The organism is Tsuneonella mangrovi, from assembly GCF_002269345.1.
GTDB lineage: Bacteria > Pseudomonadota > Alphaproteobacteria > Sphingomonadales > Sphingomonadaceae > Tsuneonella > Tsuneonella mangrovi.
On record NZ_CP022889.1, the window covers coordinates 1,590,476 to 1,617,315 of the forward strand.

Here is a 26,840-nt window from a genome sequence, read left to right on the forward strand (position 1 = left end):
CGGTCAGCGCTTTTCGAACGGCTTGATACCGTCGCCGAGCTTGTTGTCCTTTACCGTGATCGGATCGCCCGACCAGTCGGCCACGAATGCGCTCGACCGGGTGAGTCCCGGCACGAAGCGGGCATCGTTGCCCGCGACAAGCAGGCCGCCCGACGGATTGCCTTGGTTCTCTGCGCTCACCGCTATGAACGCGGAATAGTTTTCCTTGTCGCGGCCCTGCACGAACCAGTTGTTGGTGATCTGGCCGGTGGCGCCGTTGGGCAAATCGATCATGTAGTTGGTGGCATGGCCCGCCGAATCGTCGAAATCGCAGCTGGCGACTTCGATCCGCGCAGCTCGCGATTTCAGGTAGTGCCCGCCGGTGCCCCGTTCGAAGCGGGTGCGGGTGACCCGCAGATGGCCGTATTCGCCGACGTAGACCGAGTGCGCGCACCCGGCATCGTCGTCGCAGTTGCCGAGCCCGGAGAAGGTCGATTTGTCGATCACGATGGTCCCATTGGGATCGTCACCCGTGAGGATGCCCTGCTGGCTGTCGAGGAACCAGCTCTGCGCCACCGTCAGGTTGCCGCCCTCCAGCCGGATCCCCGCGCCGTTATGGTCGGGAACTGCGATATCGCGGAACACCAGGCCGGCAACGCGCGCCGACTGTCCGCCAAGGACCAGCGCCGCCTTGTCTTCGCATGCCTTGCCCGAAAGGACCGCCGTGCCCGGCTGGCTGGCGAGGTAAGTGATGTTGCCTGCCTCCTGCACGGCGCACTGCTTGTAAGTGCCCGGCGCAATCGCGATCGTGCCGCTGCCCGCACCGATCGCGTCCACTGCATCCTGCAACGAGCCGTAGCCCCGGCCGCTCTCGACCACCGTGAACGGTGCACTGGCATTCTGCGCGAACAGGGCTGCGGTCGGGATAGCGGCGATAGCGATCGCAGCGATCGCTCCGATCAGCAATATCGACGGGCGGCGCGGCACGCGGCAGGCGTAGTTTTCCATGCCACCCGGGCTACGCCGAATTGGTTAACGGGCGGCTAAGGCTAGGATGCCTGTGAGGCCCACGAACAGTGCGTGACCTCCGCCGTGCGCCAGCATCGCAGCGACGAGCCCGCGCCTTGCGAACAACCACCCGAACACCAGTGCCGGGATCGTGTTGCCTGCCATGACTGCCGCAAGCAACCATGCTGACGGATTGGGCACGACGGCAAACAGGAGGCCGAAGTGGCCCACAGCGAACAGCAGGGCCGAGACCAGGTTGGCGAACCAGAAGGCAGGCAGTCGGCCGAGACGTAGCTTGAGCAGCCCCAGCATGGTAAGCGACAGGACCCCGTAACGCGCGATGATTTCTTCAGCCAATCCTCCGTAGAACACCCGCGTTACAAGCGGCATCGGCAATTCGGTCACCTTCGGCGGCAATACACCCTCGGTAAGGCGCGCATATCCCAGCAAAACGCCAGCGCTGAGCACGGCACCAAGGCTCGCAGGAAGCGATGCGCGAAGCAATGGCTGCTTCCAGCCTCCCCCCTGAGCCAAACCGGCAAGCACCGGCGTTTCGAGGCCCACCTTTGGGGCAGCCCACCAGCCGGCGAGGGCAGCCAAAGCGACCAGCAAGCCTGGCTGGATCAGGAACACGGCGCGCGGAACGTCGATGCCCGGCGGGCCCAACCGTTCGAGCGGGACTGCGAGCAAAGAAGCGATGCCGACCACGCCGAGAGCGAGTACAAGCGCCAGCACACGCTTGTCGCGCGGAGTTAAAGGCCCTTGCTCCGCCATCGGCGCTACTCCCACTCGCCCCAGCGCCACCGCCAGCCGCCGCGCGTGCGCTTTTTCGAAATCGTCACGAGGGTCACGATCGCCGCGGCCATCCCGCCGAAGCGCAGGAACGGATCGAGCTCGCGCATCAGAGCGAGGCCGACGATCGCTCCGGCAAACGCAAGCAGGACCACCCAGCCCTGCCACGCGATCGGCAGGCCCGCGCCGTAGCCAAACCGCTTGGGCGCGAACCAGTCACCTTTCTCGAAGAACTTGTGCAACATCGGTCATTCCTCCTTCGGAGGGCGGCCCCGTCGCGGGGGCTTGGTGCGGGCGGGTTCGATTCCGCGCGCCTCGAGCGCTTCGCGCAGGAGCATTTCGATCTGGGCGTTGGCACTGCGCAGTTCGGCCGCCGCCAGGCGCTCGATCGCGGCGTGGACCGCCGGATCGAGGCGCAAGGCAAAGGCTTTCTTCATTGCAGCGGACATAACAAACGCGACTTACTGGTAGAGCGTTCCAGCGTTGACTACCGGCTGCGCCTCGCGCTCGCCGCATAACACGACCATCAGGTTCGAAACCATCGTCGCGCGGCGCTCGTCGTCGAGTTCGACGATGTCGTCCTCGGAGAGCTTGGCGAGCGCCATGTCGACCATGCTCACCGCGCCCATCACCAGCTTGGAGCGCGCGGCGATCACCGCCTCGGCCTGCTGGCGGCGGAGCATCGCTCCGGCGATCTCGGGCGCATAGGCGAGATGCGTGAGGCCGGCTTCGTCGACTACGATCCCGGCCACGTGGAGTCGCTCGTTCAACTCCACCCGCAGTTCGTGATTGACCACGTCGGGGCTGCCGCGCAGCGTCGTTTCCTCCGCCTCGAGGTCGTCATAGGGATGCCGTGCGCCGACGGTGCGAAGCCCGGCTTCGATCTGGATGTTCACGAACTCCTTGAAATCGTCGACATCGAACGCAGCCTGCGCGGTATCGGCGACCCGCCACACCACGTTGCACGCGATGTCGATCGGGTTGCCTTTCAGGTCGTTGATCTTGACCCGGTCCGAATGGACGTTGTGCGCACGGACCGAAATCTTCTTGCGCAGCATCCACGGCCAGATCCACCGCAGGCCCTCGGTGCGATCAGTGCCTGCGTAGGCGCCGAACAGCGTGATCACGACCGCCTGGTTGGGCTGGACCATGTAAAACCCGCCCGCGACCAGCAGCGCAACGAAGCCGGACAGCAGGATGCGGCCGACGAACAGGATCTTGACGATCTTCGCGGCACCGTATGGCGGCAAGCCGCCCGATACGAACCATAGCCCGAGCACGACCGCAGCCAGCAGTACCAGCAGCATGACGTAACCGTTGTAGGTTTTCGCCGGACCTTCCCGGCTGGTGTTCATTCCCTTGAGTTCGACAGACATGACGAATCGCTCCTCTGATATAAATATGATATCATATTTAATCCGTGCGGAGCCGAAGTCAATCGAAACCGGACTTTGCATTCGCAGCGGACCACGAAGCAATGCGGAGATGGCGGCGGCGAGACGTTGCCCGCGCAGGACATCGCGGCTAATCAGCACGGCATCCGGTCGCTGGTGGGAGCGATCCGTCAACTGGAGGACCAATCGTATGAAAAAATTCGCTCTCGCCGCCATCCCGCTGGTGCTCGCGCTCGCCGCGTGCGGCAAGTCCGAGGATGCCTCCACAGCTGCGCAAGCAGACTCGGTCGAGGCTCCTGCGGATCAGGCGATGGCCCAGGTCAGCGACGAGCCTAGCGCCGATGCCGCGGCAGCCGCCGAACCGTCCGACTCGGCGGAAGAAACCGCGGCACAAAAGTCTGCCGAAGCCGCCGGCGCGAGTGCCGCCGAAGTCGCTGCCCGTGCACAGGCCGCGGCGGCGGCCGCCAACGCCGCAACCTCAACGAACCCGGCAAACTAGGCAGCGAGAAGCGGACGCAACACCGCCCTTTCAGTGCCCTAACATTTCGTCCGCTTCCCCTTTTCGCTCGCTGCGCTATGGCATCGGCATGCGACACGCCGCCATTGCCACTGTCCTCGGCGCGACATTGCTGCTCGCCAGCTGCGGGCCGGGTGACAGCGATCCCGGCCCCGGCGGTGTTAGCGTGGGCGAGGCCAAGGCGCTCGACCAGGCCGCCGAAATGATCGAAGCTCGGCGCTTGCCGCCCGGCGCGCTCGCCAGCCCGTCCGACCAGCCGAGCGATTCCGCTCCGTCAGCAAACCCCGGAAATTGAAACCCGCCCGAGAGGAGAACACCATGAGCCAGCGCCGAGCCGCCATCGTCAGCCCCCTGCGCACCCCTGTTGGCAAGTTCCTCGGTTCGCTTGCCGCGCTCGATGCAGGCCAGCTTGGCGCTGCGATCCTCAAGGCGTTGATCGAACGCACCGGGATCGACCCGACGCGGGTCGACGATGTGGTCTTCAGCCAGGGCTACGGCAACGCCGAAGCCCCGGCGATCGGACATTGGGCCTGGCTCGCCGCTGGGTTGCCGCTCGAGGTCCCCGGCTACCAGCTCGACCGGCGCTGCGGATCGGGCCTGCAGGCGGTGGTCAACGCCGCCATGATGATCGAGGCGGGCCATGCCGACGTGGTCGTGGCGGGCGGATGCGAATCGATGTCCAATGTCGAGCACTACGCCACCGGGCTGCGAAGCGGAAAGAAGGCGGGCAACATCGAGTTGTGGGACCGCCTGACCCGCGGCCGGTTGATGAGCCAGCCGGTCGAACGCTTCGGCGTCATCAGCGGGATGATCGAGACTGCGGAGAACCTCGCCAACGACTACGGGATCACCCGCGAAGCCGCCGATGCATATGCCGTGCGCAGCCACCAGAACGCGGCGGCTGCGTGGGACGCGGGCAAGTTTGACGGGCATCTCGTCCCGCTCGAAGTGCCGCAGCGGCGCGGCGATCCGGCGGTGTTCGACCGCGACGAAGGCTTCCGCCCCGACGCGAGCATGGAATCGCTCGGCAAGCTGCGCGCGCTTGAAGGCGGGGTAGTGACGGCAGGCAATGCCAGCCAGCAGAACGACGCTGCGGCCGCCTGCCTGGTCGTGGCGGAAGACAAGCTGGATGAGCTAGGCCTCGAGCCGACGCTGTGGTTCTCCGGCTATGCCGCCGCCGGGTGCGATCCCAGCCGCATGGGTATCGGCCCGGTCCCGGCGGTCGAGCGGCTGTTCGCGCGCACCGGCAAGGGATGGGACGATATCGGGCTGGTCGAACTCAACGAGGCCTTCGCGCCGCAAGTGCTCGCAGTGCTCAAGGGCTGGGGCTGGTCGGATAGCGATAGCCGGATGGACATGCTCAACGTCAACGGGTCGGGCATTTCGCTGGGCCATCCGATCGGCGCGACCGGCGGGCGGATCCTCGCCGATATGGCCGCCGAGATGCACCGCCGCGAAGTGCGCTACGGCCTCGAGACGATGTGCATCGGCGGCGGGCAGGGCATAGCGGCGATATTCGAACGGGCCGCGTGATGGACCGTTGGGACGGCTGGATCGGCCGCGAACAGCGTGCCACCGATACGCTCGATCCCGCGCTGGCGCGGCGCTGGCTGGCGACATTCGACCTCTGCCAACCCGCAGATGGAGTCATGCCGCAAGGCATCCACCTGTGCCTGTGCACCCCGGAAGCACCAACCGGCGCCTTGGGCGACGACGGCCATCCATTGCGCGATGACAGCGCCGAAAGCTTCTTCCCGCCGATCCCCTTGCCCCGCCGGATGTGGGCGGCAAGCGAGATCGAGTTCCTTGCCCCGCTGCGGATCGGCGCGGCGATCGAACGAACCAGTCGGATAGTCTCGATCGCAGAAAAGGAGGGCAAGACCGGCAAACTGGGGTTCGTCGATGTCGAACACCTGACGATCGCTGACGGAGCGCCTGCGGTACGCGAGACGCAGACGCTGGTCTATCGCGATGCCGCCGCGCCCGATGCGCCGCTGCAACCAACAGTTGCGGGGGAAGGCGCATTCGATCCTTCGTCGTGGCAGGTCCACCGCGAACTGGTGCCTGATCCGCGCCTGCTGTTTCGCTATTCGGCGCTGACCTTCAACACCCACCGGATCCATTACGACGCGCCGTATGCCCGCGACATCGAGCGCTATCGCGGTCTGGTCGTGCACGGTCCGCTGATGGCGAGCTTGCTGTTGCAGCAGGCCGACACGGCGTTCAGCCCCAATGCGCTCGCGACATTCTCGTTCCGCGCGGTCAGCCCAGCAATCGCGAATGAACCACTGCACCTTGTCCTGCGCGAAGACGGCGGAGCGATCGAGCTGGGTACGTTTGCGTCAGATGGTCGACAGGTGCTGAAGGCTACGGCTACCCGCGCCTGAGCTGATCGGGGGCAATCAAGCCCCCGATTGCTTCCTATCAGTCGTCGCTGGGCGGTGAAGGAGGTGCAGGAGGTGCCGGGGGAGCGGGGGGCGCCGGAGGCGCATCGTCGCTCGTTTCGGTAGTGCCGCCGGTGCAGTGCAACTTGCCCGAACCCATCGACGAGACGGTGCAGGTGGCATTGCCCGCCACGGTCACATCGCCCGAACCCATGATGTTGGCCTTGACCTTGCCGTCGCTGGCGAACGATGCGCTGCCCGAACCGGCAACGTTGATTTCCGCGCTGTCGACCTTGAGCCCGGCCATGTCGGACGCGCCTGAGCCGAGTACATTGAGGTCGAGCGACTTGGCAGTGCCGGCAGCTTCGAACTTGCCTGATCCGGCAATCGTGACTTCGAGCGAATCTGCCGTAACGGTCTTGGCCTTGGCGGTGCCGCTACCGGCTATCGTCGCTTCGACCTTACCCGAAAGCGCGTCGGCTTCGATCGTGCCCGATCCGGCGACGACCAGCTTGTCGAGCGCCGGCAGCGTGACCGTCACGGTCGCTTTGCCGCCATCCTTCCAATTGCCCTTCTTGCGCATAACGCCGAGCGAATCGTCATCGAGCGTGAAGCGCAGCGCGTCGATCGCATCCTGATCGCCGCTGGTCTTGATCGTCAGCTTGTCACCCTTGTTGACGATCACCGTGTCGGGTCCGGCCAGCACGACCTCGTGCGGAGCCTTGCCGTCGATCTTCAGTTCGGAAAGCGGCACGCCCTCCTCGCCATTGATCGAAATGTGGCTGTCGCAGCCGGAAACGCCGAACGCCAGTGCCAGCGCGGCGATGGGCGCAACGCCCTTGAGAATCTTGTGAAGCATCTTTCAAGCCCTGTTCAGTTGCCTGAGTCCCGTATTGCCGATCTAATACAGCAATGACCCATTCGCAACCGTGCAAAGCAAAGGGGCCGCCCTTTCAGGCGGCCCCTGTCGATGCCGGTTCGACGTTCGTCGATCAGGCGTCTTCGGCGTTCTCGTAATACTGCGGCGCATGTTCGCGCAGCACGTCGAGGATCTTTTCGAGCGCGGTCGGCTCATCGGTCTTTTCCATCGCCGCGAGTTCACGCGCGAGGCGGCTCGAGGCCGCTTCAAAGATCTGACGCTCCGAATACGACTGCTCGGGCTGGTCGTCCGGACGGAACAGGTCGCGGGTCACTTCGGCGATCAGCACGATCTCTCCCGAGTTGATCTTCGCTTCGTATTCCTGCGCACGGCGGCTCCACATCGTCCGCTTGACCTTGGGCTTGCCCTTGAGCGTTTCCATCGCTTCCTTGAGCGTCTTGTCGCTCGACAGCTTGCGCATGCCGATCGATTCGACCTTGTTCACCGGAACTCGGAGAGTCATTTTCTCCTTTTCGAACCGGAGCACGTAGAGTTCGAGCTGCATCCCGGCGATTTCCTCGCTCTGCAGTTCGATCACACGGCCGACGCCGTGTTTGGGATAGACCACGTAATCGCCAACGTCGAAGGCGGGGGCCTGGCTTGCCATCAAAATTCCTTTCGTCGCGGCGCGGGAGAGCGGGGTGAACCGGTCAGTCGTCCTCTTTCGACCGGGCGATCAACGCTCGGCCGGATAGGTTTTCTGCCTGTTCGCTTGTTCGCTCGCGCCTTTCCTGCACTCGTCAAACCGCCGGAGAATCGATTAGAACCGGCGACTTGATCGATTATATAACACATTCGCAACAAAATTTCCACCCCGGCGCGATTGCAGGGCGGAATTGCAGGACTTGCGTGGTTAAGGCCGGATAACCAGGCTGCGAAAGATCAGTCGCCTTCGCCGGGTTCGGGCGAGAAATACTTCTCGAACTTACCCTCTTCGCCCTTGTGATCGTCGGCATCGGCGGGCGGCTCTTTCTGGCCGGTGATGTTGGGCCATTCGGCCGAATACTTGGTGTTGATCTCCAGCCACTGCTCGAGCCCGTCCTCGGTATCGGGCAGGATCGCTTCGGCGGGGCACTCGGGCTCGCACACGCCGCAATCGATGCATTCGCTGGGGTTGATCACTAGCATCGTTTCGCCTTCGTAGAAACAATCGACCGGGCAAACCTCGACGCAGTCGGTGTACTTGCACTTGATGCACGCGTCGGTGACGACGTAGGTCATGGATGCTGGCCCCTCTCAGGCAATGTGACTGTTTTTCGCGCTATCCCGCTTTGCTGCGTCGGGTCAAGCACCCGATAACAGCTTTGCGCTTCGGTGGCCGGACCACGGCGCGTCGGAAGCGTGTCGATCGCGACCACCTGCACCCCGCCGGGCAGCGGCAATGTCAGCGTATCGCCCGGTTCCACGTCCGCGCTGGCGCGCTGCACGCGCTGCCCGTTGCGGCGAATGTGCCCTCTTGCGACAAGCGCTTGGGCAATGCCTCGCGTCTTGACGAACCGCAGCTGCCACAGGAGCTTGTCGATCCGCATCGCCGCGAGGGCTACTTGCCGATCAGGTCCGCCAGCGCGGCGAACGCATTACCGGGCCTGGGCACAGCCGGTGCGGGCTTTTCGCGCCTCGGTCCCTTGGGGCGATTCCCGGTAGGCTTCCCCGCCTTTGCCTTGCTGCCATCCCACGAGGACCCCGCGTTTCGGTTCGCGCCGGGGTGCCACGACCAGCGATCTGGCGCGGGCGGCCCGAGCGCGCCCTCGGCCAGTTTGCGCCCTGACTGCCACTTGAACCCGGCAGCTCCCATCAGCCGCTTCCAGCTGTCCTCGGTCAGCCCGGTCGAGATCGCCAGCGCCGGATCGAGTACGAAGTACCTCCTCGCTGCTTTCGCCCGCGTCTCGTGCGCAGTGCGGAGTAACTTTTCGGCGACATCAACCCGCACCGCCTGTTCGCCCGCCGGGCGATAGCCCGCCGGCAAGCGTCTCCCGCCGGGTATAACCGAGCGCATCGCTTCCTCGAGCGCCCTGCGGTCCGCCCCGCTGGCGTGGAACGCGGCCCGTGCAGCGGGTTTGAGAAGCGCAGGCGCAAACACGTCTAGCGCGCCGAACACCACGCCAAGCTTGCGCAGGAACGGGCGCGATTCGCGCGGCAGGTGCTCGATCCCGGTCCGCTCGCGGGTGGCATAGCCATGCCCGTCGATCAGGTTGAGCAGGAGTGCGCGCGCTTCACTCCCGGCAGCCGGATCGCGCGATGCCGCCTCAAGCTTGGCCAGCGGTTCGAGCGGAGCAAGTTGCGCCGCCACCCATGCATTCAGCGCGGCCATGAATGCGCCCTTCTCCGGTTCGCTCAACGCCGTAACTTCACGCGTCGGTACGATCCGCGGACTCGTCGCCAGTTGGGCCGGTTCGAGGTGAGCAATGTCGCTGCCGTTCCAGCGCACCGCGCCTTCATCAAGCGTAACGCCTGCAAAGCCGCCTGCGGCCAGCGCCTGTGCGCGCTCGCCGAGCAAACGCGGCAAGGCCTTTTCAGCTGCCGACAGCAGCAAGCGGTGGTCCGCATGATTGGCACGGTGATCGACCACGAAGCGAAAACCCTCGACGCGCCCGATAGGCTCCTCTTCGACCGCAACCGTACCGTCTTCGGCGAGCGTGACCGGCAATAGCGCGGGATCTTGTCCGAGGTTCTTCATCAGGATCGCCGTCCTCCGGTTGACGAAGCGTTCTGTCAACCGTGCATGGAGTGCATCGGACAAACGCGCTTCGACCGAACGGGCGCGCGCCGCCATCTCGTCGCGCGCCAGCACCCAGTCGGGCCGCTGGCAGATGTAGGCCCAGCTGCGGATCGCCGCAATCCGCCCCTGGAGCGTGTCGATGTCGCCCTGCGTCCGGTCGAGATCGGCGATCCGCGCCGCGACGAAGTCCGCGCCGAGGTAGCCCCCGCGCAGGTCCCGCCACAAGCGCGCGACGAAGCGGGCATGGGTTTCCGGCCCGTGCTGGCGGAAATCGGGCAGGCGGCAGGCTTCCCACAACCGCCGCACCTGCCCGGGTACCTTGACGTCATTGACCGAACCATCCTCGGCCAGTCGCTTGAGTACCGCGAGGTCGGTCGCTTCGGGCGCGCGAACCAGTTCGGGTTCGGGCGGGACCGCTTCGAGGTCCTCGATCAGAGTCGCAATCGAATCGTAGCGCGGTTCGGGCTCGCGCCAGAACAGCTTCGTCAGCGGCGCGAAGCGATGCTCTTCGATCGCATAGACCTCTTCCTCGGTAAATTCCGGGCTTTGTCCTTGCCCGGCAAGCGTGCCGAACGTGCCGTCGCGGTGATGACGCCCAGCGCGTCCGGCGATCTGCGCCATCTCGGCAGCGATCAACCGCCGTTGGCGCTGTCCGTCGAACTTGGTGAGGCCCGCGAAAGCGACATGCGTGACATCGAGGTTGAGACCCATGCCGATTGCGTCGGTGGCAACGATGTAATCAACCTCGCCCGACTGGAACAGCGCGACCTGCTTGTTGCGGGTTTCCGGGCTGAGCGCGCCCATCACCACTGCCGCCCCGCCGCGAAACCGGCGCAGCATTTCGGCCACGGCGTAGACCTGTTCGGCCGAAAATGCGACGATCGCGCTGCGCGGCGGCAAGCGGCTCAGCTTGCGCGGGCTAATATGCGTGAGCGTGGAGAACCGCGGCCTTGTGACGATCTCCGCCTTGGGCACCAGTGCGCGCACTATCGGCTCGAGCGTCGATGCGCCAAGCAGCATGGTTTCTTCGCGCCCCCGCGTATTGAGCAGGTGATCGGTAAACACGTGCCCGCGCTCCCGGTCGGCGGCGAGCTGGGCCTCGTCGAGCGCAACAAATGCCAGCGGCCCGTTTGGGCCGCCTCCGCCGCGCGGCATCGCCTCCGCCGTACACAGGAAGTAACGCGCATCGGGCGGTTCGATGCGCTCCTCGCCGGTTATCAGGGCGACCGCCTTGTCGCCCCTTATCGCCACCACACGGTCGTAGACCTCGCGCGCCAGCAACCGCAGCGGGAAGCCGATCGCTCCGCTCGAATGGCCGCACATGCGCTCGATCGCCAAGTGCGTCTTGCCGGTATTGGTGGGCCCGAGGACCGCCTTGATCGTGGCATCGGTCACAATCGCAATCGTGGCACTGCGGGCCGCCTGCGGCAATGGTCTGGGCCGAGTTCCCACAGGCTGTCGCGCGTCCGACTCGGCCTGTCGCAACTTAAGCCGGAATTAACTTCAATCGGGCAGGAAAGTCAGGCAATCGGCTCGAAAGGGCCCGGGTCGCACGCACCCCGCGCGGCTCGGAATGGCGGAGGGCGCGGTGTTCACCACGCACGGACAGGATGCGGAGGGCCACGGCCCGGCCGACGGAGCGCCTTCATGGCGCACCGCGGCGCTGACGCATTCGCAGATCGTGCCCGATACGTCTTCCGCTATCCTGCGCCGGACCCGCAGTTTCGCCGAAAAATGGGATGCGCTTCGCCTGACCGCGAGCGAGCGGATCGAACGGATCGACCTCGCACCCGACCTTGCACTCAATATCGGCAGCCGCCGCTGGTTGCGCGGGTTTGCCACGTTCCTCGGACTATCGGCAGCGAGCCTTGCTTTCTGGCCCAGCTTCGCGCCGCTCGAAGCTGCCCCTGCAACCAATGTGACCGATCCGGTGCGCGACGAGTTTCGCAGCCAGATGATCATGCCGCTGGCATTGGGCGGGGACAGCGGGCGACACATGGGAGCGACCGCGTTCGTCACCCCGCTCCAGTCCGCCCCCGAGCGCCCGCAGATCGAGCTGCTCGCAACGCTCGCACAGGGCGACAGCTTCGGCCGGATGCTCCAGCGCGCGGGCGTCGGCAGCGCGGATGCCGCGCGGGTCGAAGACCTCGTCTCGCGCACGCTCCCGCTCAACCAAATCACCTCAGGCACCCAGTTCGATATCACGCTCGGCCGCCGCCCTGCCCCTGACAGCCCCCGCCCTCTCAGCGCACTCGATTTCCGCGCGCGGTTCGATCTCGCCCTGTCGATCGAACGCTCTCCGGAAGGCAATCTCTCGCTGGTCCGCAAGCCGATCAGGGTCGATGACACCCCGCTACGGATCCGTGGCAGGGTCGGCTCGAGCCTCTATCGCTCGATGCGCGCCGCCGGCGCTCCGGCAAGCGCGGTGCAGCAATACCTCAAGACACTGGGCGAACAGGTCAATCTCGACAGCGGGGTGCGTGCGTCCGACACGTTCGACATGATCGTCGACTATCAGCGCGCCGCCACCGGCGAACGGCAAGCGGGCAAGCTGATCTATGCCGGGCTCGACCGCGGCGGCAAGCCCAAGGTCGAACTGATGCGATGGGGCAGCGACGGACGGTACTATGAAGCGTCGGGCGTCGGCGAGCAGCGCGCCGGGCTGCTGCGCCCGGTGCCGGGAGAGATAACCTCCGGATACGGGATGCGCCGCCACCCGATCCTGGGGATCGTGCGGATGCACCGGGGGATCGATTTCCACGCCAGCTACGGCCAGCCGATCGAAGCAGTTGCCGACGGTCGGGTCGAATCGGCTGGGCGTGCCGGGGGCTGCGGCAACGCGGTCAAGTTGCGCCACGCCGCCGGGCTCGAAACCCGCTATTGTCATATGAGCCAGATGGTCGTTCGTCCGGGACAGAGCGTGCGCCGCGGGCAAGTGATCGGCTACGTCGGATCGACCGGCCTCGCGACCGGGCCACACCTGCACTACGAAATGTATCGCAACGGCCAGTCGATCAACCCGGCAAGCGTCAGCTATGTCACCCGCGCACTGCTTTCGGGCAAGGAGCTGCTGCAGTTCCGCTCCGTCCTCTCGCAGATCAAGGAAGTTGAACCCGGTGCCGCGCTCGCTCCGCTGACGCCTACGGCTGGGGAAGCGAAGTCTGCCGAACCCGAACGCGAGATCGACCGGCTCGATCAAGCAAACCGGCTCAAGGCAATCGGCGGCGGCAACTAACCACTGACGATTGCGCGCGCGGGCCGAATGCGGCATTGCGCTGCGCCATGACCGGTTCCTATCCCAACCTGCGGATGCGCCGCACCCGCGCCAGCGGCTGGAGCCGCGCGCTCCACCGCGAAACCGTGCTTACGTCCGCCGACCTGATCTGGCCGCTGTTCGTGACCGAAGGCAGCGGGGTGGAAGAGCCGATCGCCAGCTTGCCCGGGGTATCGCGCTGGTCGGTCGACGGCATTGCCAAGCGCGCAAAGGAAGCAGTCGAACTCGGAATTCCTTGCCTTGCGCTGTTTCCCAACACCCAACCCGAACGCCGCAGCGACGACGGGGCCGAAGCGCTCAACCCCGACAACCTGATGTGCCGCGCGATCAAGGCGATCAAGGACGCCTGCGGCAGCGACATCGGCGTGCTGACCGATGTTGCGCTCGATCCCTACACCAGCCACGGGCAAGACGGATTGCTCGACGACGACGGTTACGTCGTCAACGACGATACGGTGGCGGTGCTGGTCGACCAGGCCATCAACCAGGCCGAGGCCGGTGCCGACGTAATCGCGCCGAGCGACATGATGGACGGTCGCGTGCGCGCGATCCGCATGGCGCTGGAAATGAACAACCATCCCAACGTGCAGATCATGGCCTATTCGGCCAAGTACGCGTCCGCGTTCTACGGCCCGTTCCGCGATGCGGTGGGTTCGGGCGGCCTGCTCAAGGGCGACAAGAAGAGCTACCAGATGGATCCGGCCAACGGCGACGAAGCCATGCGCGAGATCGCGCTCGACATCGCCGAAGGGGCCGACAGTGTGATGGTCAAACCGGGCTTGCCGTATCTCGACATCGTCCGCCGGGCGAAAGAACGCTTCGCAGTGCCGGTGTTCGCCTACCAGGTGAGCGGGGAATACGCGATGATCGAAGCCGCGGCCGCTGCAGGCGCGGGTGACCGGGATGCGCTGGTGCTCGAAACGCTGATGGCGTTCAAGCGCGCCGGATGCTCGGGCGTGCTGACCTACCACGCTGCCCACGCCGCGCGACTGCTCGGTGGCTGACGCGATCATCGAGACTGAACGGCTGGTGCTGCGGCCGTTTTGCGATGCAGACCTGCCAGCCTGGATCGCACACATGAACACGCCCGAAGTTCGTGCGCACCTCGGCGGGGTCGATACGCCGGAAAAATGCGTCCAACGCTTCGAGCGGCAGCGCGACAGCTGGACCGACGAAAATGGCGGATGGCTCGCAATCGCCCGACGCGCCGATGGCGAGCTGCTCGGCAATTGCGGATTTTCGCCGATCGACACCGAGGCCGCGCCGGAAGAACTGCGCGGCGCATCCCAGATCGGCTGGGGGTTGCGCGCGGATTGCTGGGGCCGCGGCTACGCCACCGAAGCCGCCCTTGCGCTGCTGGGGCAGATGTTTACCCGCTGGAACCTGCCGGTGGTCTTTGCGCAGACGTCCGACGCCAATCGCGCGTCTTGGCGGGTGATGGAAAAGCTCGGAATGGAACGCCGCGCCGACCTCGACTACGACGATCCCGACTATCCGCCCGAAGAAAACCCGACTGTCGTCTATAGCTTGACGCGCGATACATGGGAGGCCGCGCGTGGCTGAATTCCGCCTCGAAACCGAACGCCTGGTAATGCGCGACTGGCGCGCTGAGGACTGGCCGCGCTTCTGGGAGCTGACCAACACGCCCGCAGTGATGCGCTGGCTCGGCGGGCTCGCCGATGACGAGGCCAAGGCCGGCGCGCAGCAGCGGGTCGAAGGCTATGCCCGCGACCATGGCCATACGTTCTGGCTGGTCGAACGTATGGCGGACGGCGGGCACCTATCGGGCGAGGTCATTGGCTTCTGCGGCCTCAAGCGGGCGAGCGCCACCAATTCGACGATCGAAGGCGAATTCGAAGTCGGCTGGCGTCTACGCGAGGACGCTTGGGGCCACGGCTATGCCAAGGAAGCGGCAATCGCATCGCTCGACGCCGCATTCGGGCAGTTCGAGGCTGAAGCGGTCTATGCCATTACCATCCTCGAAAACGAGGACAGCTGGGGCCTTATGGTCCGGCTCGGCATGGAACGCCGCGCAGACCTCGACTACGTCGATACCCGGTTCGACAAGCCGTGGTGCGACACGATCGTCTATGGCATCGCGCGCGCGCAATGGGAGAAGGGCGAATGAGTGCAAGCCGGCCGGGAGTGACGATCGTCCCGATCAACGGGAAGGCTCCGCAGATCGACGACAGCGCATGGATTGCGCCGGGCTGCTCGATCATCGGCGACGTCACCATCGGGGCGGATTCCTCCATCTGGTACAACTGCGTGCTGCGCGCCGACGTCAGCCGGATCGTGATCGGCGAGCGGACCAATGTGCAAGACGGCAGCGTGCTCCATTGCGATGGACCCAACCCGATCATGCCCGACGGCGCGCCGCTGATCATCGGAGACGACGTGTTGATCGGCCATATGGCAATGGTCCACGGGTGCCGGATCCACGATCGCGGGTTCGTCGGGCTCGGCGCGATCGCGATGAACAACGCGGTAATCGCTTCCGACGCGATGCTTGCCGCCGGTGCGATGCTGACCGAAGGCAAGCAGATGGGCGAGCGCGAACTGTGGGGCGGGCGGCCTGCACGCAAGATGCGCGACCTCGACGACGCGGCAGTCATGGGGATGCGGATGGGCGTTGCGCACTATGCCAACAACGCCAAGGTTCACGCCGAGGCTGTCACTGCAACACTCCGCGATGGCGCGGCCCAAAGCTGATCTCCCGCCTGCCGCAGCGATCCTTGCGCTGGTCGATGGCGAAGGGCGGCTGGCGCTGCGCGTCACGCCCGGTGCTCGCAGCGAAGGCATTGCGATCAGCGATGGGCAAGTGCAGGTGAAGGTGCGCGCCAAACCGACCGACGGCGCAGCCAACGATGCGGTGATCCGCCTGCTCGCCAAGGCACTGGCGATTGCACCTTCGCAAATCGAACTGCTGCGCGGTTCGACCTCTCGTGAAAAGCTGGTGCGGATCGCAGCCTAGCGCCGCAGTGCCTCGACCAGTCGGACGCGATTGGCACCGGATGACCCTGGCTGGATCGTCCGGCACCCGTTGCCGCTAAAACCCCAGCCTAGAGGACGAAGTCCGCTGCCTGAAGGTTGACCAGCCCGGCAAGATGGATCGCGAAATCCGCCGAGCCGTCGCCGTCGCGATCACCCTCGACATAGGTCTCGCCGCCAACCTGCACATAGTGCAACTCGCCCGACGTACCGCTGAACGCGCTGGCGCCGATGAAGGAGAAGGCGTTGTTGCCCGCCACCACCGTGCTCGCGTCGATCAGCGACAGGTCGATCAAGTCGAGACCCTGCTGGAAGTCGGTGATATAATCGGCGGTGGTCCGCAGGCCCGCGAAATCGTTGACGTTGAACACGAATGTATCCGAGCCGGCGCCCCCCGTCATGATATCGCGATCGCGCCCGCCATTGATGATATCGTCACCACCCTGGCCGTCGAGCACGTCCTGGCCGGTCCCGCCGAGCATGGTGTCGTTGCCGGCCCCGCCATAGATCGAGTCGGCTGCGTCCTGCCCGTTCAGCGTATCGTTGCCCGCCTCGCCATAGAGCACGTCAAGTCCGAGCCCACCATTGATGGTGTCGTCTCCGATACCGCCGTGAATCTCGTCGGAGCCGCCGTTGCCGTTGAGCGTATCGTTATCGGCGCCGCCATCGACGTAGTCATTACCCGCACCGGCTGTAACGGTATCGATGCCCGCTCCGCCGGTAATGGTGTCGTTGCCGCCGCCGCCGGTGAGACTGTCGTTGCCGTCCCCGCCGTCGATCGTGTCTGCACCGCCGAGACCGTCCACTGTGTCATCGCCGCCGGAGACTTGGATGACATTGCTCCCGGGCGTTCCTATGATGTTGTCAACATAGATGTTGCCAATATAGTTCTCGAAGTTCTCGTGCATGAAGCCGGTGCCGTATTGTGTGACGCCAGTTCGCATGTCGAGATCCACCGGTGCTTGCAGATCTGTCATGTCGATCGTGTCGATGCCAGCGCCGCCATCCGAGGTCGTGTACCAGGGGCCGACGATAACTACGGTGTCGTTGCCGTCTTCCCCATAGATGTCCGCACCATTCGCATAAGTTTTGATCGTATCGTTGCCAGACCCTGCATAGATCAAGTCGCCACCGGTTATGTGGACGATTTCGTCATCGCCACCACCGGCATAAACAATATCCTTGCCCGCGCCGCCTTCGATGTAGTTGTGTCCATCGTCGCCGAATAGCGTGTCGGCCTGCGCAGTGCCGATCACGCCTTCGATCGAGCTCAGTACATCGCCATCGGCATCACCGCCTGAAGCCGACTGCGAGGCAAGAAAGACCTGAACGGCGCTGGCATTGTCGGAATAGTCGACAATGTCGAACCCGTCGCCGCCATCGATGGTATCGGCCCCGGCTCCGCCATTCAGCGTGTCGTCGCCAGTCCCGCCCAACAGGCTGTCCCCGCCATCGCGTCCGTACAATGTGTCATTGCCGTCCCCGCCATCGAGCGTGTCGTTCCCGGTGCCGCCATCGAGCGTGTCGTCGCCCGCGCCGCCGAACAGGTTGTCGTCACCGCTGGCTCCCATAAGCAGGTCGTTGCCGTCGTTCCCGTGTGACGCAGTCTCGGAATCTTGCGCAAAGGTTTCTGCGCTATCCGCGTGATTGGTGACGGTGACGTTGACGAGAAATTGCTCGCCACCGTCAAACACACCGCCATCGCCCGTATCGGCCTCGCTGACCTGGATGTAATAGGTGCCTCCTCCGCCGACCGTATAGCTCAGATACGAATCGAGATTCGAAATGCTGCCAAGCCCGCCGAGGCTCGCGTTCGCGTTGTCGTTCGAGGCCAAGACGGTCGTGCCGTCGGTATCGTAGAGTGTGACGACCGTATCGGTCCCCGCCAGGGCCTGGTACCACGAGTCGACATCGATCGTGATCGTCTCGCCCGCACCAACAGCAACACTGGCCCAATAGGTCTGGCCAGCGGCGGCGGAAACGTAGTTGGTTTCGTGCGGAAGACTGTCGTCCCCGAACAGCGGATTTTCCGAAGCGGTCCACACGAGGTTGTTGTCAATGTTCAAGGCGCTGCCCTGTGACGTCCCCCAAGTCGAATAGAAATACCCCATGTCGCCAAGGACGACGTCATTGCCGCCATTGCCGTTCTGGTTCTGCGAACTGCGAACGAGAATGAAATCGTCGTCTGCAGTCCCGTCAGCAGGATCGCCGGTAAAAACAAGTGCCATGGTCGCTATTCTCCCCACCACAAAACTGAGAACAGCGCGAAGCGCGACCCGGCTTGGCTCTGATCGGCCAATTCCTTCGCGCTTGTTTGATGCACCGGACTATGGGCGCATGGCCGCGAGATGCAATGATAAATTGAACCGGAATTGAGTTTTGCAGCTCCAGTTCGAAAGAGGGCCGCTCAATTCGTTCCGGGCTGGCCGTTCACGTCCTTTGCGGCAGCAGCCTTCTTTTTTGCCGCAGCCTCCTTGGCCTTGCGTTTGGCGTCCTCCTGCACCTGCCAGGCAGCGATCGCCGGATCATAGCGCAGTACCTTGGCGTTCGGATCGAGGATCACGTGGCTGTCCGCGGAGGGCAATTCGAGCGAACCGTGCCCGTTCGCCATCGACACAGTCAGGGTCTTGTCGCCGACCTCGACTTCGACCGGCATAGCAAACGGTAACTTGGATTCTGTCTTCCAATCGAGCGACAATGTCTTGCCGGTGCGCGTCGCCTCGAGCCGTGGCAAAGCAGCAGTGCGGAAATAGGCATCGAAGAACCAACCCAGGTCGCGCCCTGTCTCCTGCTCGACGATCTTGCGGAAATCGGCGGTGCTGGCGACCTGGAGGTCGAAATTCCCCGGGCGCGGATCGGCACGACCGTAAACCAGCCGCCGGATCGATGTGAAGAACGCCTTGTCGCCGATCAGGTGGCGTAGCGTGTGCGCCACCCACGCGCCTTTGGTGTAAATATCCCCACCCCAGCCCGCTTCGCGATCTTCGTAAAGATTGCTCGAAACGAATTCCCGGGGCGCCAGCGGCACCTTCGACCTGATGCCCTTGCGCAGCTGCCACATCATCGCGGTGTAGGCCGCAGGTCCGTCTTTCCAGCCAAGATAGAGCGGCTGCATGTAAGTGCCGAGCCCTTCCTGCAACCACATATCGGCGGTCGTCTTGTTGCTCAGCTGGTTGGCGAACCATTCGTGGCTGAATTCGTGCTGCATCAGCTGGTCGTAACCCTCCGGCGCCAGCTCATACTTGTTGCCGTAGGCATTGATCGTCTGGTGCTCCATCCCCTTGTGCGGGGTCTCGACGATGCCGACTTTCTCGTTGCTCCACGGATAGGGGCCGATCGTGCTCTCGAAGAAATCGAGATAGGTTTCCATCTCGCGCACCAGCCGCTCGGCGCCTGCCTTGTGCCCGGGCAGGTACCAGAAGCGCACCGGCAGGGTGTTGCCGAAGCGGCTTTGGTAGTCGGCCTCCGCCAGCTCGTAGGGTCCGATCTGCAGCGAGATGCCGTAGTTGTTGGGTTTGCGCGCTCGCCACCGCCAGGTCGTCTTGCCGTTGGCGGTCTCGGATCCGAGCAGCAGCCCGTTCGAAGCATCGACCAGCCCTTCCGGGACAGTCACCGCCAGGTCGAGGGTGTCGACGCGCTTGGAGGGGTTGTCGAGGCACAGCCACCACAGGTCGCACCCCTCGAGCTGGTCGGTGGTGGAAATCCACGGCTTGCCCTGCTCGGTCTTGGCCCAGGTAAAGCCGCCGATCCACGGCGGGCGCGGGGCAACCCGCGGCGTCCCGCCATAGCTGATCGCAACCTTGGCGGTCTCGCCAGTAGCGAGCGACTTCGGCAGGTCGATCGAAACGAGGCCTTCCTTGCTCGACCAACTGGCTGCCGGCAGCACGACACCGTCCACTGTTACTTGCGAAATGGCCAGGCGGGGGTCGAGATCGAACTCGAACTTGGCCAACGGGCTGGCGGCGCGAATGGTATAGTCGGCTACCGCGCTGATCGTCTTGGCCTGCGGGTCGACATCGACCGCCAAAAGCAGGTGCGGCAAGTCCATCGCCTGCTGGGTCGCGTCAAGTGGAGCGCCACTCTCGGACGTGCGCGACGGCAGGTCGGCGTCGGGGCGTTCAGCAGCAAATGCAGCAGAGGCAGCCAATAGCAGGCTGCCTCCGGCAATTATCGTTGTAATCCTCATACGAGCGAGGATGGCACGATCAGCTGTCGCTGTCATCCTTGCTGTCGCTGGCCTTGGCGCCAGACTTCGGATCGGCCTTCTTGCGGGTTGCCGCAACCTTGCGCGGCTTGCGCTTGGGGCGGGCCTTCGGCGGAGCCGGGGTCAGCTCGAAGGCGGGCTTGCCGTCCTTGATGCTGACGTGGACCTCGCCGCCACCGGCCAGCTGGCCGAACAGCAGTTCTTCGGCGAGCGGCTGCTTGATCCGTTCCTGCAGCAACCGCGCCATCGGGCGCGCACCGTAGAGCTTGTCATAGCCGCGATCGGCCAGCCAGCTGCGCGCGTCGCTATCGAACTGGATGTGGACGTTCTGCTCGGCCAGCTGCAGTTCGAGCTGGATGATGAACTTGTCGACCACCCGCGCCACGGTTTCCTTGCCGAGGTAGGTGAACGGCACGATCGCATCGAGGCGGTTGCGGAATTCCGGGGTGAACATCTTCTTCACCGCCTCGTCGCCCGCGTCTTCCTTGCTGACATCGCCGAAGCCGATGCCCTGGCGCGCCATGTCGCTCGCCCCGGCATTGGTGGTCATGATCAGCACCACGTTGCGGAAATCGACCGTCTTGCCGTGGTGGTCGGTCAGGCGGCCGTTATCCATCACCTGCAGCAGGATGTTGAACAGGTCGGGGTGCGCTTTCTCGATCTCGTCGAGCAGAAGAACGCAATGCGGCTGCTGGTCGATCGCATCGGTCAGCAATCCGCCCTGGTCGTATCCGACGTAGCCCGGAGGCGCGCCGATCAGGCGGCTGACCGAGTGCCGCTCCATGTATTCGCTCATGTCGAAACGCTGGAGCGGGATGCCCATGATGCTGGCGAGCTGGCGAGCAACCTCGGTCTTGCCGACACCGGTCGGGCCCGAAAACAGGAAACTGCCGATCGGCTTGTCCGGATCGCGCAGACCCGCACGGCTGAGCTTCATCGCGGTCGACAGCTTGTGGACCGCCGCGTCCTGACCATAGACGACCTGTTTGAGGTCGCGCTCCAGGTGCTCGAGCGCCTTCTTGTCGTCCTTGCTGACCGACTTGGGCGGAATCCGCGCCATCGTCGCGATCACCGCTTCGATTTCCTTGGCGGTGATCTTCTTCTTGCGGCGGCTGGGCGGGACCAGCATCTGCATCGCGCCGACTTCGTCGATCACGTCGATCGCCTTGTCGGGCAGCTTGCGGTCGTTGATGTAGCGCGCGCTGAGCTCGACCGCGGTCTTGATCGCGTCGGGCGTGTACTTCACCCCGTGGTGATCCTCGAACGCCGAACGCAGGCCCTTGAGGATCTTGATGGTGTCCTCGACGGTCGGTTCGTTGACGTCGATCTTCTGGAACCGGCGCAGCAATGCGCGATCCTTTTCGAAGTGGTTGCGGAATTCCTTGTAAGTGGTCGAGCCGACGCAGCGGATCGTTCCGCCGCTAAGCGCGGGCTTGAGCAGGTTCGAAGCATCCATCGCCCCGCCACTTGTCGCGCCAGCACCGATCACCGTGTGGATCTCGTCGATGAACAGGATCGCATGGGGCATCTTTTCGAGTTCGGAGACGACCTGCTTCAGGCGTTCCTCGAAATCGCCGCGATAGCGCGTGCCCGCCAGCAACGCCCCCATGTCGAGCGAATAAATCACCGCTTCGAGCAGGACATCTGGGACGTCGCCTTCAACGATCTTGCGCGCGAGCCCCTCGGCGATGGCGGTCTTGCCGACGCCTGGATCGCCGACATAGAGCGGGTTGTTCTTGCTCCGGCGGCAGAGGATCTGGATCGTCCGGTCGACCTCCGGCCCGCGGCCGATCAGCGGATCGACCTTGCCTGCCTGCGCCTTGGCGTTGAGGTTGACGGTGAACTGGTCGAGCGCGGTTTCCTTCTTGGAACTGCCTTCGGTGCTCTTTTCCTCCGCCTGGCCCGATTCCTCGGAGCCTTGCGGCGGCTTGTTGCTGACCTCGCGCCCGCCCTTGCCGATGCCGTGGCTGATATAGCTGACCGCATCGAGGCGGCTCATGTCCTGCTGTTGCAGGAAATAGACTGCGTAGCTGTCTCGCTCGGAAAACAGCGCGACGAGCACGTTGGCACCAGTCACAGTGTCCTTGCCGCTCGACTGGACGTGGAGGATCGCGCGCTGGATCACCCGCTGGAAGCCCGCGGTGGGCTGCGGTTCGCTCGATTCGCCGACTTCGATCTGGCGGCATTCCTCGTCGAGATAGCGGCGAACCACGTCGCCGAGTTCGGCCAAGTCCACTCCGCATGCAGCCATCACCGCTGCGGCGTCCTCGTCGTCGATCAGCGCCAGCAGGAGATGCTCCAGCGTCGCGTATTCGTGACGCCGCTCGCGGGCAGCGTCGATCGCGGAGTGAAGGGTCCTCTCGAGGCTCTGGGCGAAACTGGGCATGCGACGTACTTTCGTGAGTAGGAACGACTATTCGTTCAAGGGAGAATATGAGCCATCATGGTTAACGCGGGTTTTACGAACTGAACGCGATGGCCGAACGGGGAGTTGAACCGAATATGGGGTTGCCCGGCAGGATTGCGAGGCACGCCGGTTCATGACGTGGGCTTTCCGAACAACGCATCGGCCGCGCTGCGATGCGCGGCGGCTTTGTCGCGATGCGCCCTGACCCGTCCAATCTCGGCTTCGAGCAGTGCGATGCGCTCGCTAAGCTCGTCCTGCGAATAAGGCGAAAGATCTTCGGCTGCGAGAAGGCTCGCTGCATCGCCCCGTGGGCGCGGCCGATCGTCGTCGTCCATGTCTGATCGGTTTCTTCGCAATGCAGCATGCTTGCTGTCAATGGGCCGCACGGCTATCCGCACAGGCGAGCCGCGCATGTATCCTCGATGCAACAGGGACAGACATGGTTGAAGCCTCCGCAGTGATGACCATCCCCCGGACTATGACCGCGATGGGGTTCGACGACCCCGGCGGGCCGGAGGTATTCCGTGCGGAGACGATCGACGTGCCGCAGCCCGGCCCGGGGAAAGTGCTGCTGAAAGTCGCCTACGCCGGGGTCAACCGGCCCGACGTGATCCAGCGGCAGGGCTTCTATCCCCCGCCACCCGGCGCATCGCCGATCCCGGGGCTGGAGGTTTCGGGCACGGTCGTCGCGGTGGGCGATGACGTGCCGCGCGAAATGATGGGCGCAGAGGTCTGCGCTCTGGTTTCCGGCGGTGGCTATGCCGAATATTGCCTCGCTCATGCAGGCCATTGCCTGCCGGTGTCGAGCGCGCTTTCGCTCAAGGAGGCAGCGGCGCTCCCCGAAACTCTGTTCACGGTGTGGTACAACGTGTTCGACCGCGGCTGGGCGAAGGAAGGTGACACGCTGCTGGTCCACGGCGGCACCAGCGGCATCGGCACGATGGCGATCATGCTCGGCAAGGCGTTTGACCTGACCGTCATCACGACTTGCGGATCGCCCGAAAAATGCGCCGCCGCGCTTGCTGTCGGGGCCGACCACGCGATCGACTACAAGGCGCAGGATTTCGTCGAAGCGGTCAAGGATCTGACCGACGGCAAAGGGGTGAACGTTGTGCTCGATATGGTTTCGGGCAGCTACGTTTCGCGCAATATCGATTGCCTTGCGCCCGACGGCCGCCACGTCACCATCGCTGTGCTCGGCGGGCTGCAGGCGGAGATTAACATGGCCAAGGTCATGGCCAAGCGGCTGTGCCTGACAGGTTCGACGCTCCGCCCGCGAACCGACGAATTCAAGGCGCTGCTGGCCGACGAGATTGCGCAAAACGCCTGGCCGCTGTTCGCCGACGGAACCTTGCGCCCGGTGATGGACGAAACCTTCCCGCTCTCCGAAGTATCCGCCGCCCACGCCCGGATGGAAGCGGGCGACCACATCGGCAAGATCGTGCTCGAGGTCGGCGGTGGATGAGGCGCTGACCCTCCACGAGGATCCGCGTAGCGGCAACTGCTACAAGATCCGCCTGACTGCCGCGCTGCTCGGCCTGCCGCTCGAGTGCAAGAAATACGACATTATGAAGGGCGAGACGCGGACCCCCGAATTCCTCGCCCAGGTCAACGCCAACGGGCGCATTCCGGTGCTGCAGGTGGGCGATCGGTTCCTGCCCGAAAGCAACGCGGCGTGCTGGTATCTCGCCGAAGACAGCGCGTTGATCCCCGGGGACCGTTGGGACCGCGCCGACATGCTGCGCTGGATGTTCTTCGAGCAGTACAACCACGAGCCCAACATCGCGACGCTGCGCTTCTGGCTCCGCTTCGTCGGCGAAGCGCACTTGTCCGAGCAGCAACGCGCGCAGATCATCGCCAAGCGGATCGCGGGCGAGGACGCACTGGCGCTGATGGACAGGCACCTGGAAGGGCGCGAATGGTTCGTCGGCGACAGCGTCACGCTCGCCGATATCGTGCTGTTCGCCTATACCCATGTCGCTGAGGAAGGTGCATTCCGGCTCGACGATCGCGCCAACGTGATGGCATGGATAAAGCGCATCAGGGCGCTCCCCGGGTTCGTGACAATGGAATGACACGGGCCGGACGAATTTCTCACGTCCGTAACCGGACTGATTCGATGGCGTAACATTCGCGTGGCATCCGCCTGACCAGCAAGGGACATTTGCTGCAGGAGCCCCGCGCGCATGACGACCGAGCCATTCGCCCCGGCAAGCGATCTCGCAGATCTTTCGAACATCGCCGATTTCAGGCCGCGCGCGCCCAAGGTGCCCGAGCCGGAAGCGATCGAGCGCAAGCGCTATCGCACGATCTGGATCAGCGACGTTCACCTGGGCACCAAAGGCTGCAACGCCGAGCTGCTGATCGACTTCCTCGACCATACCGACAGCGAGACGATGTACCTCGTCGGCGACATCATCGACGGCTGGCGCCTGAAAAAGAAGGTCTACTGGCCCGACGCGCACAACGACATCGTTTGGCGGGTGCTCAAGCGCGCCAAGCGCGGCACCCGGATCGTCTATATCCCCGGCAACCACGACGAGATGGTGCGCCAGTTTTCGGGGATGCATTTCGGCGGGGTAGAGATCCAGCGCGCGGCATTCCACACCACCGCCGACGGTCGGCGGCTGATGGTGCTTCACGGCGACGAGTTCGACGCAGTGATGCTCGCCCACCGCTGGCTCGCGTTCGTGGGCGACGCGCTTTACCACCTGGCGATGACGCTCAATCGCTGGGTCAACGCGGTCCGGCGCAAGCTAGACCTGCCCTATTGGTCATTGAGCAAGATGGCCAAGCACAAGGTCAAGAATGCGGTCGAATTCATCTCCAAGTACGAGGAAATCGTTGCCCGAGCTGCCGCCGAGCGCGGGGTCGACGGAGTGGTCTGCGGGCATATCCATACCGCCGAATTCCGCGAGTTCGCCCATGACGGTCGGTCCATCGAGTACTGGAACGACGGCGACTGGGTCGAAGGTTGCAACGCGCTGGTCGAACACTTCGACGGGCAGATGGAAATCCTCCATTGGCCCGACGAGATCGCTCGCCGCGAGGCCGAACGTAGCGGGCCCGACAGCGACAGCCCGAGGGCTGCGGCATGAACGTCGCCGCCGCCCGGATGATTCCAATCGAGGCCGAACCGCTGTGCGTCCCGCACCGGATAGCAGTGGTGACCGACGCGTGGCTGCCGCAGGTGAACGGAGTGGTCCGCACGCTGACCACGACCTGCGCGATGCTGGAGGAATGGGGTCACCAAGTCACGGTGATCTCGCCCGACCAGTATCGCTCGGTCCCTTGCCCGACCTACCCGGAGATTCGGCTGGCTCTGGCAATCCCCGGCGCGATCGGGCGGCGGCTTGCGAAACTCGCGCCCGATGCAGTGCATATCGCTACCGAAGGGCCGCTGGGACTGGCCGCGCGGCGGTTCTGCGTAAAGCACGGCGTGCCGTTCACAACCGCCTATCACACCCAATTCCCTGAATACGTTTCACGCCGGACAGGCATCCCGGCGCGATACTTCTGGCGCTACATCCGCTGGTTTCACGCACCCGCGCGGAGGATCATGGTAGCGACCGAATCGATCCGCGGCGAATTGCGCACGCAGGGCCTCACCCGGCTGCACCACTGGAGCCGCGGGGTCGACCTCGACTGCTTCAGCCCCGATGCGCCGGTGCCGCCCGAATTCGCCGACCTGCCAAGGCCAATCCAGCTCTACGTCGGCCGGGTCGCGGTGGAGAAGAACCTCGAAGCGTTCCTCGCACTCGATACGCCGGGCACCAAGGTCGTGGTGGGCGACGGGCCGGCAATGGCCGACTTGCGGCTGCGGTTCCCCGAAACGCGGTTCCTCGGGCGGCGCAGCGGACGCGAGCTTGCGGGATGCTACGCCGGGGCGGACGTGTTCGTATTTCCCAGCAAGACCGACACCTTCGGACTGGTTATAGTCGAAGCGCTCGCCTGCGGGACCCCGGTGGCCGCATATCCGGTCGCGGGGCCGCTCGACATCGTGACGGCGCACTGCGGCGCGCTGTCCGGATCGCTCGAGCGTGCGATAGCCGGGGCGCTGACCTGCTCGCGCGCGGACTGCGCCCGGGTCGGCGCGGGATACAGCTGGGAAGCGGCAACCGACCAGTTCCGTGCGGGGCTGGTTGCCTCGGGAGAAGTGCTCGCGGCCGTCTAAGCGCTTGCCGAACGGCATCGCATCGCCTAAATCGTCCCGGCAACGGCCGCTCCGCGAGGGGCGGCCCTTTACATTTTC

Annotated in this window: 28 protein-coding genes; 14 read left to right on the top strand and 14 right to left on the bottom strand. The window is 64.6% G+C overall.

Annotated elements, in window-relative coordinates; translation table 11 throughout:
- Positions 1–3: 3 nt before the first annotated feature.
- Genes CJO11_RS07780 through CJO11_RS07800 form a run of 5 tightly spaced genes read right to left on the bottom strand, consistent with a single transcriptional unit; the run spans position 4 to position 3,155 of the window.
- Positions 4–987: a right-handed parallel beta-helix repeat-containing protein gene (locus CJO11_RS07780; RefSeq protein WP_095012203.1), complete on the bottom strand. Its 984-nt coding sequence runs from the start codon at positions 985–987 to the stop codon at positions 4–6.
- A gap of 24 nt (positions 988–1,011) precedes the next feature.
- Positions 1,012–1,761, bottom strand: a complete 750-nt coding sequence (locus CJO11_RS07785) for a CPBP family glutamic-type intramembrane protease (RefSeq protein WP_150124998.1) — start codon at positions 1,759–1,761, stop codon at positions 1,012–1,014.
- 5 nt (positions 1,762–1,766) lie between these two features.
- A complete protein-coding gene (locus tag CJO11_RS07790) occupies positions 1,767–2,024 on the bottom strand; it encodes a hypothetical protein (RefSeq protein WP_095012205.1) in 258 nt (85 codons plus the stop codon).
- Positions 2,025–2,027: 3 nt separating this feature from the next.
- Positions 2,028–2,228: a type II toxin-antitoxin system antitoxin gene (locus CJO11_RS07795; protein ID WP_095012206.1), complete on the bottom strand. Its 201-nt coding sequence runs from the start codon at positions 2,226–2,228 to the stop codon at positions 2,028–2,030.
- A 12-nt stretch (positions 2,229–2,240) separates the two neighbouring features.
- The gene (locus CJO11_RS07800; protein WP_095012207.1) at positions 2,241–3,155 is read right to left on the bottom strand and encodes an SPFH domain-containing protein; all 915 of its coding nucleotides are present in this window, start codon (positions 3,153–3,155) and stop codon (positions 2,241–2,243) included.
- 208 nt (positions 3,156–3,363) lie between these two features.
- Here CJO11_RS07800 and CJO11_RS07805 point away from each other — a divergent pair, with 208 nt between their 5' ends.
- From CJO11_RS07805 to CJO11_RS07820, 4 genes are all read left to right on the top strand, one after another.
- The gene (locus tag CJO11_RS07805; RefSeq protein WP_095012208.1) at positions 3,364–3,672 is read left to right on the top strand and encodes a hypothetical protein; all 309 of its coding nucleotides are present in this window, start codon (positions 3,364–3,366) and stop codon (positions 3,670–3,672) included.
- Between the two features lie 88 nt (positions 3,673–3,760).
- Positions 3,761–3,985, top strand: a complete 225-nt coding sequence (locus tag CJO11_RS07810) for a hypothetical protein (RefSeq protein ID WP_095012209.1) — start codon at positions 3,761–3,763, stop codon at positions 3,983–3,985.
- 23 nt (positions 3,986–4,008) lie between these two features.
- Complete coding sequence (locus CJO11_RS07815; protein ID WP_095012210.1) at positions 4,009–5,223, top strand: acetyl-CoA C-acetyltransferase; 1,215 nt, start codon at positions 4,009–4,011, stop codon at positions 5,221–5,223.
- The gene (locus tag CJO11_RS07820; RefSeq protein WP_095012211.1) at positions 5,223–6,077 is read left to right on the top strand and encodes an HTD2 family dehydratase; all 855 of its coding nucleotides are present in this window, start codon (positions 5,223–5,225) and stop codon (positions 6,075–6,077) included. Before CJO11_RS07815 ends, CJO11_RS07820 begins: the two co-directional genes overlap by 1 nt.
- A gap of 37 nt (positions 6,078–6,114) precedes the next feature.
- Here the strand turns inward: CJO11_RS07820 and CJO11_RS07825 are convergent, their stop codons facing one another.
- The 5 genes from CJO11_RS07825 to CJO11_RS07845 form a co-directional block, all read right to left on the bottom strand.
- Positions 6,115–6,933, bottom strand: coding sequence for a head GIN domain-containing protein (locus CJO11_RS07825; protein ID WP_095012212.1), 819 nt, complete (start codon positions 6,931–6,933; stop codon positions 6,115–6,117).
- Positions 6,934–7,066: 133 nt separating this feature from the next.
- The gene (locus CJO11_RS07830) at positions 7,067–7,600 is read right to left on the bottom strand and encodes a CarD family transcriptional regulator (protein ID WP_095012213.1); all 534 of its coding nucleotides are present in this window, start codon (positions 7,598–7,600) and stop codon (positions 7,067–7,069) included.
- Between the two features lie 275 nt (positions 7,601–7,875).
- Positions 7,876–8,214: a ferredoxin FdxA gene (gene fdxA, locus CJO11_RS07835; protein ID WP_095012214.1), complete on the bottom strand. Its 339-nt coding sequence runs from the start codon at positions 8,212–8,214 to the stop codon at positions 7,876–7,878.
- Positions 8,211–8,522: an RNA-binding S4 domain-containing protein gene (locus tag CJO11_RS07840; protein WP_095012215.1), complete on the bottom strand. Its 312-nt coding sequence runs from the start codon at positions 8,520–8,522 to the stop codon at positions 8,211–8,213. Before CJO11_RS07840 ends, fdxA begins: the two co-directional genes overlap by 4 nt.
- 11 nt (positions 8,523–8,533) lie before the next feature.
- A complete protein-coding gene (locus CJO11_RS07845) occupies positions 8,534–11,107 on the bottom strand; it encodes a helicase-related protein (RefSeq protein WP_095012216.1) in 2,574 nt (857 codons plus the stop codon).
- Between the two features lie 193 nt (positions 11,108–11,300).
- Here CJO11_RS07845 and CJO11_RS07850 point away from each other — a divergent pair, with 193 nt between their 5' ends.
- Genes CJO11_RS07850 through CJO11_RS07875 form a run of 6 tightly spaced genes read left to right on the top strand, consistent with a single transcriptional unit; the run spans position 11,301 to position 15,960 of the window.
- On the top strand, positions 11,301–12,947 hold the full coding sequence (locus tag CJO11_RS07850; protein WP_240504358.1) for a M23 family metallopeptidase: 1,647 nt from the start codon (positions 11,301–11,303) through the stop codon (positions 12,945–12,947).
- A 47-nt stretch (positions 12,948–12,994) separates the two neighbouring features.
- The gene (hemB, locus tag CJO11_RS07855; RefSeq protein ID WP_095012218.1) at positions 12,995–13,990 is read left to right on the top strand and encodes a porphobilinogen synthase; all 996 of its coding nucleotides are present in this window, start codon (positions 12,995–12,997) and stop codon (positions 13,988–13,990) included.
- The gene (locus tag CJO11_RS07860) at positions 13,983–14,549 is read left to right on the top strand and encodes a GNAT family N-acetyltransferase (protein ID WP_169829159.1); all 567 of its coding nucleotides are present in this window, start codon (positions 13,983–13,985) and stop codon (positions 14,547–14,549) included. The genes hemB and CJO11_RS07860 overlap by 8 nt, the downstream gene beginning before the upstream one ends.
- Positions 14,542–15,114 (top strand): GNAT family N-acetyltransferase, encoded by a 573-nt coding sequence (locus CJO11_RS07865; RefSeq protein ID WP_095012220.1) that lies wholly within the window; start codon positions 14,542–14,544, stop codon positions 15,112–15,114. Before CJO11_RS07860 ends, CJO11_RS07865 begins: the two co-directional genes overlap by 8 nt.
- Complete coding sequence (locus CJO11_RS07870) at positions 15,111–15,698, top strand: gamma carbonic anhydrase family protein (protein WP_095012221.1); 588 nt, start codon at positions 15,111–15,113, stop codon at positions 15,696–15,698. Before CJO11_RS07865 ends, CJO11_RS07870 begins: the two co-directional genes overlap by 4 nt.
- Complete coding sequence (locus CJO11_RS07875) at positions 15,679–15,960, top strand: DUF167 domain-containing protein (RefSeq protein ID WP_095012222.1); 282 nt, start codon at positions 15,679–15,681, stop codon at positions 15,958–15,960. Before CJO11_RS07870 ends, CJO11_RS07875 begins: the two co-directional genes overlap by 20 nt.
- Positions 15,961–16,048: 88 nt before the next feature.
- Here CJO11_RS07875 and CJO11_RS13450 read toward each other — a convergent pair whose 3' ends face one another.
- From CJO11_RS13450 to CJO11_RS07895, 4 genes are all read right to left on the bottom strand, one after another.
- Complete coding sequence (locus tag CJO11_RS13450; RefSeq protein WP_150124999.1) at positions 16,049–18,205, bottom strand: calcium-binding protein; 2,157 nt, start codon at positions 18,203–18,205, stop codon at positions 16,049–16,051.
- Between the two features lie 179 nt (positions 18,206–18,384).
- The gene (locus tag CJO11_RS07885) at positions 18,385–20,124 is read right to left on the bottom strand and encodes a M1 family metallopeptidase (protein ID WP_169829160.1); all 1,740 of its coding nucleotides are present in this window, start codon (positions 20,122–20,124) and stop codon (positions 18,385–18,387) included.
- A 58-nt stretch (positions 20,125–20,182) separates the two neighbouring features.
- A complete protein-coding gene (gene clpA, locus CJO11_RS07890; protein WP_095012224.1) occupies positions 20,183–22,567 on the bottom strand; it encodes an ATP-dependent Clp protease ATP-binding subunit ClpA in 2,385 nt (794 codons plus the stop codon).
- Between the two features lie 152 nt (positions 22,568–22,719).
- Entirely contained in the window at positions 22,720–22,923 is a 204-nt protein-coding gene (locus CJO11_RS07895) for a DUF1192 domain-containing protein (protein ID WP_095012225.1), read from the bottom strand.
- Between the two features lie 104 nt (positions 22,924–23,027).
- Here CJO11_RS07895 and CJO11_RS07900 point away from each other — a divergent pair, with 104 nt between their 5' ends.
- From CJO11_RS07900 to CJO11_RS07915, 4 genes are all read left to right on the top strand, one after another.
- A complete protein-coding gene (locus CJO11_RS07900) occupies positions 23,028–24,053 on the top strand; it encodes an NAD(P)H-quinone oxidoreductase (RefSeq protein ID WP_240504361.1) in 1,026 nt (341 codons plus the stop codon).
- The gene (locus CJO11_RS07905; RefSeq protein ID WP_095012226.1) at positions 24,046–24,663 is read left to right on the top strand and encodes a glutathione S-transferase family protein; all 618 of its coding nucleotides are present in this window, start codon (positions 24,046–24,048) and stop codon (positions 24,661–24,663) included. Before CJO11_RS07900 ends, CJO11_RS07905 begins: the two co-directional genes overlap by 8 nt.
- A 111-nt stretch (positions 24,664–24,774) precedes the next feature.
- Complete coding sequence (locus CJO11_RS07910) at positions 24,775–25,686, top strand: UDP-2,3-diacylglucosamine diphosphatase (RefSeq protein ID WP_095012227.1); 912 nt, start codon at positions 24,775–24,777, stop codon at positions 25,684–25,686.
- On the top strand, positions 25,683–26,762 hold the full coding sequence (locus CJO11_RS07915) for a glycosyltransferase family 4 protein (RefSeq protein WP_095012228.1): 1,080 nt from the start codon (positions 25,683–25,685) through the stop codon (positions 26,760–26,762). The genes CJO11_RS07910 and CJO11_RS07915 overlap by 4 nt, the downstream gene beginning before the upstream one ends.
- Positions 26,763–26,840 lie beyond the last annotated feature (78 nt).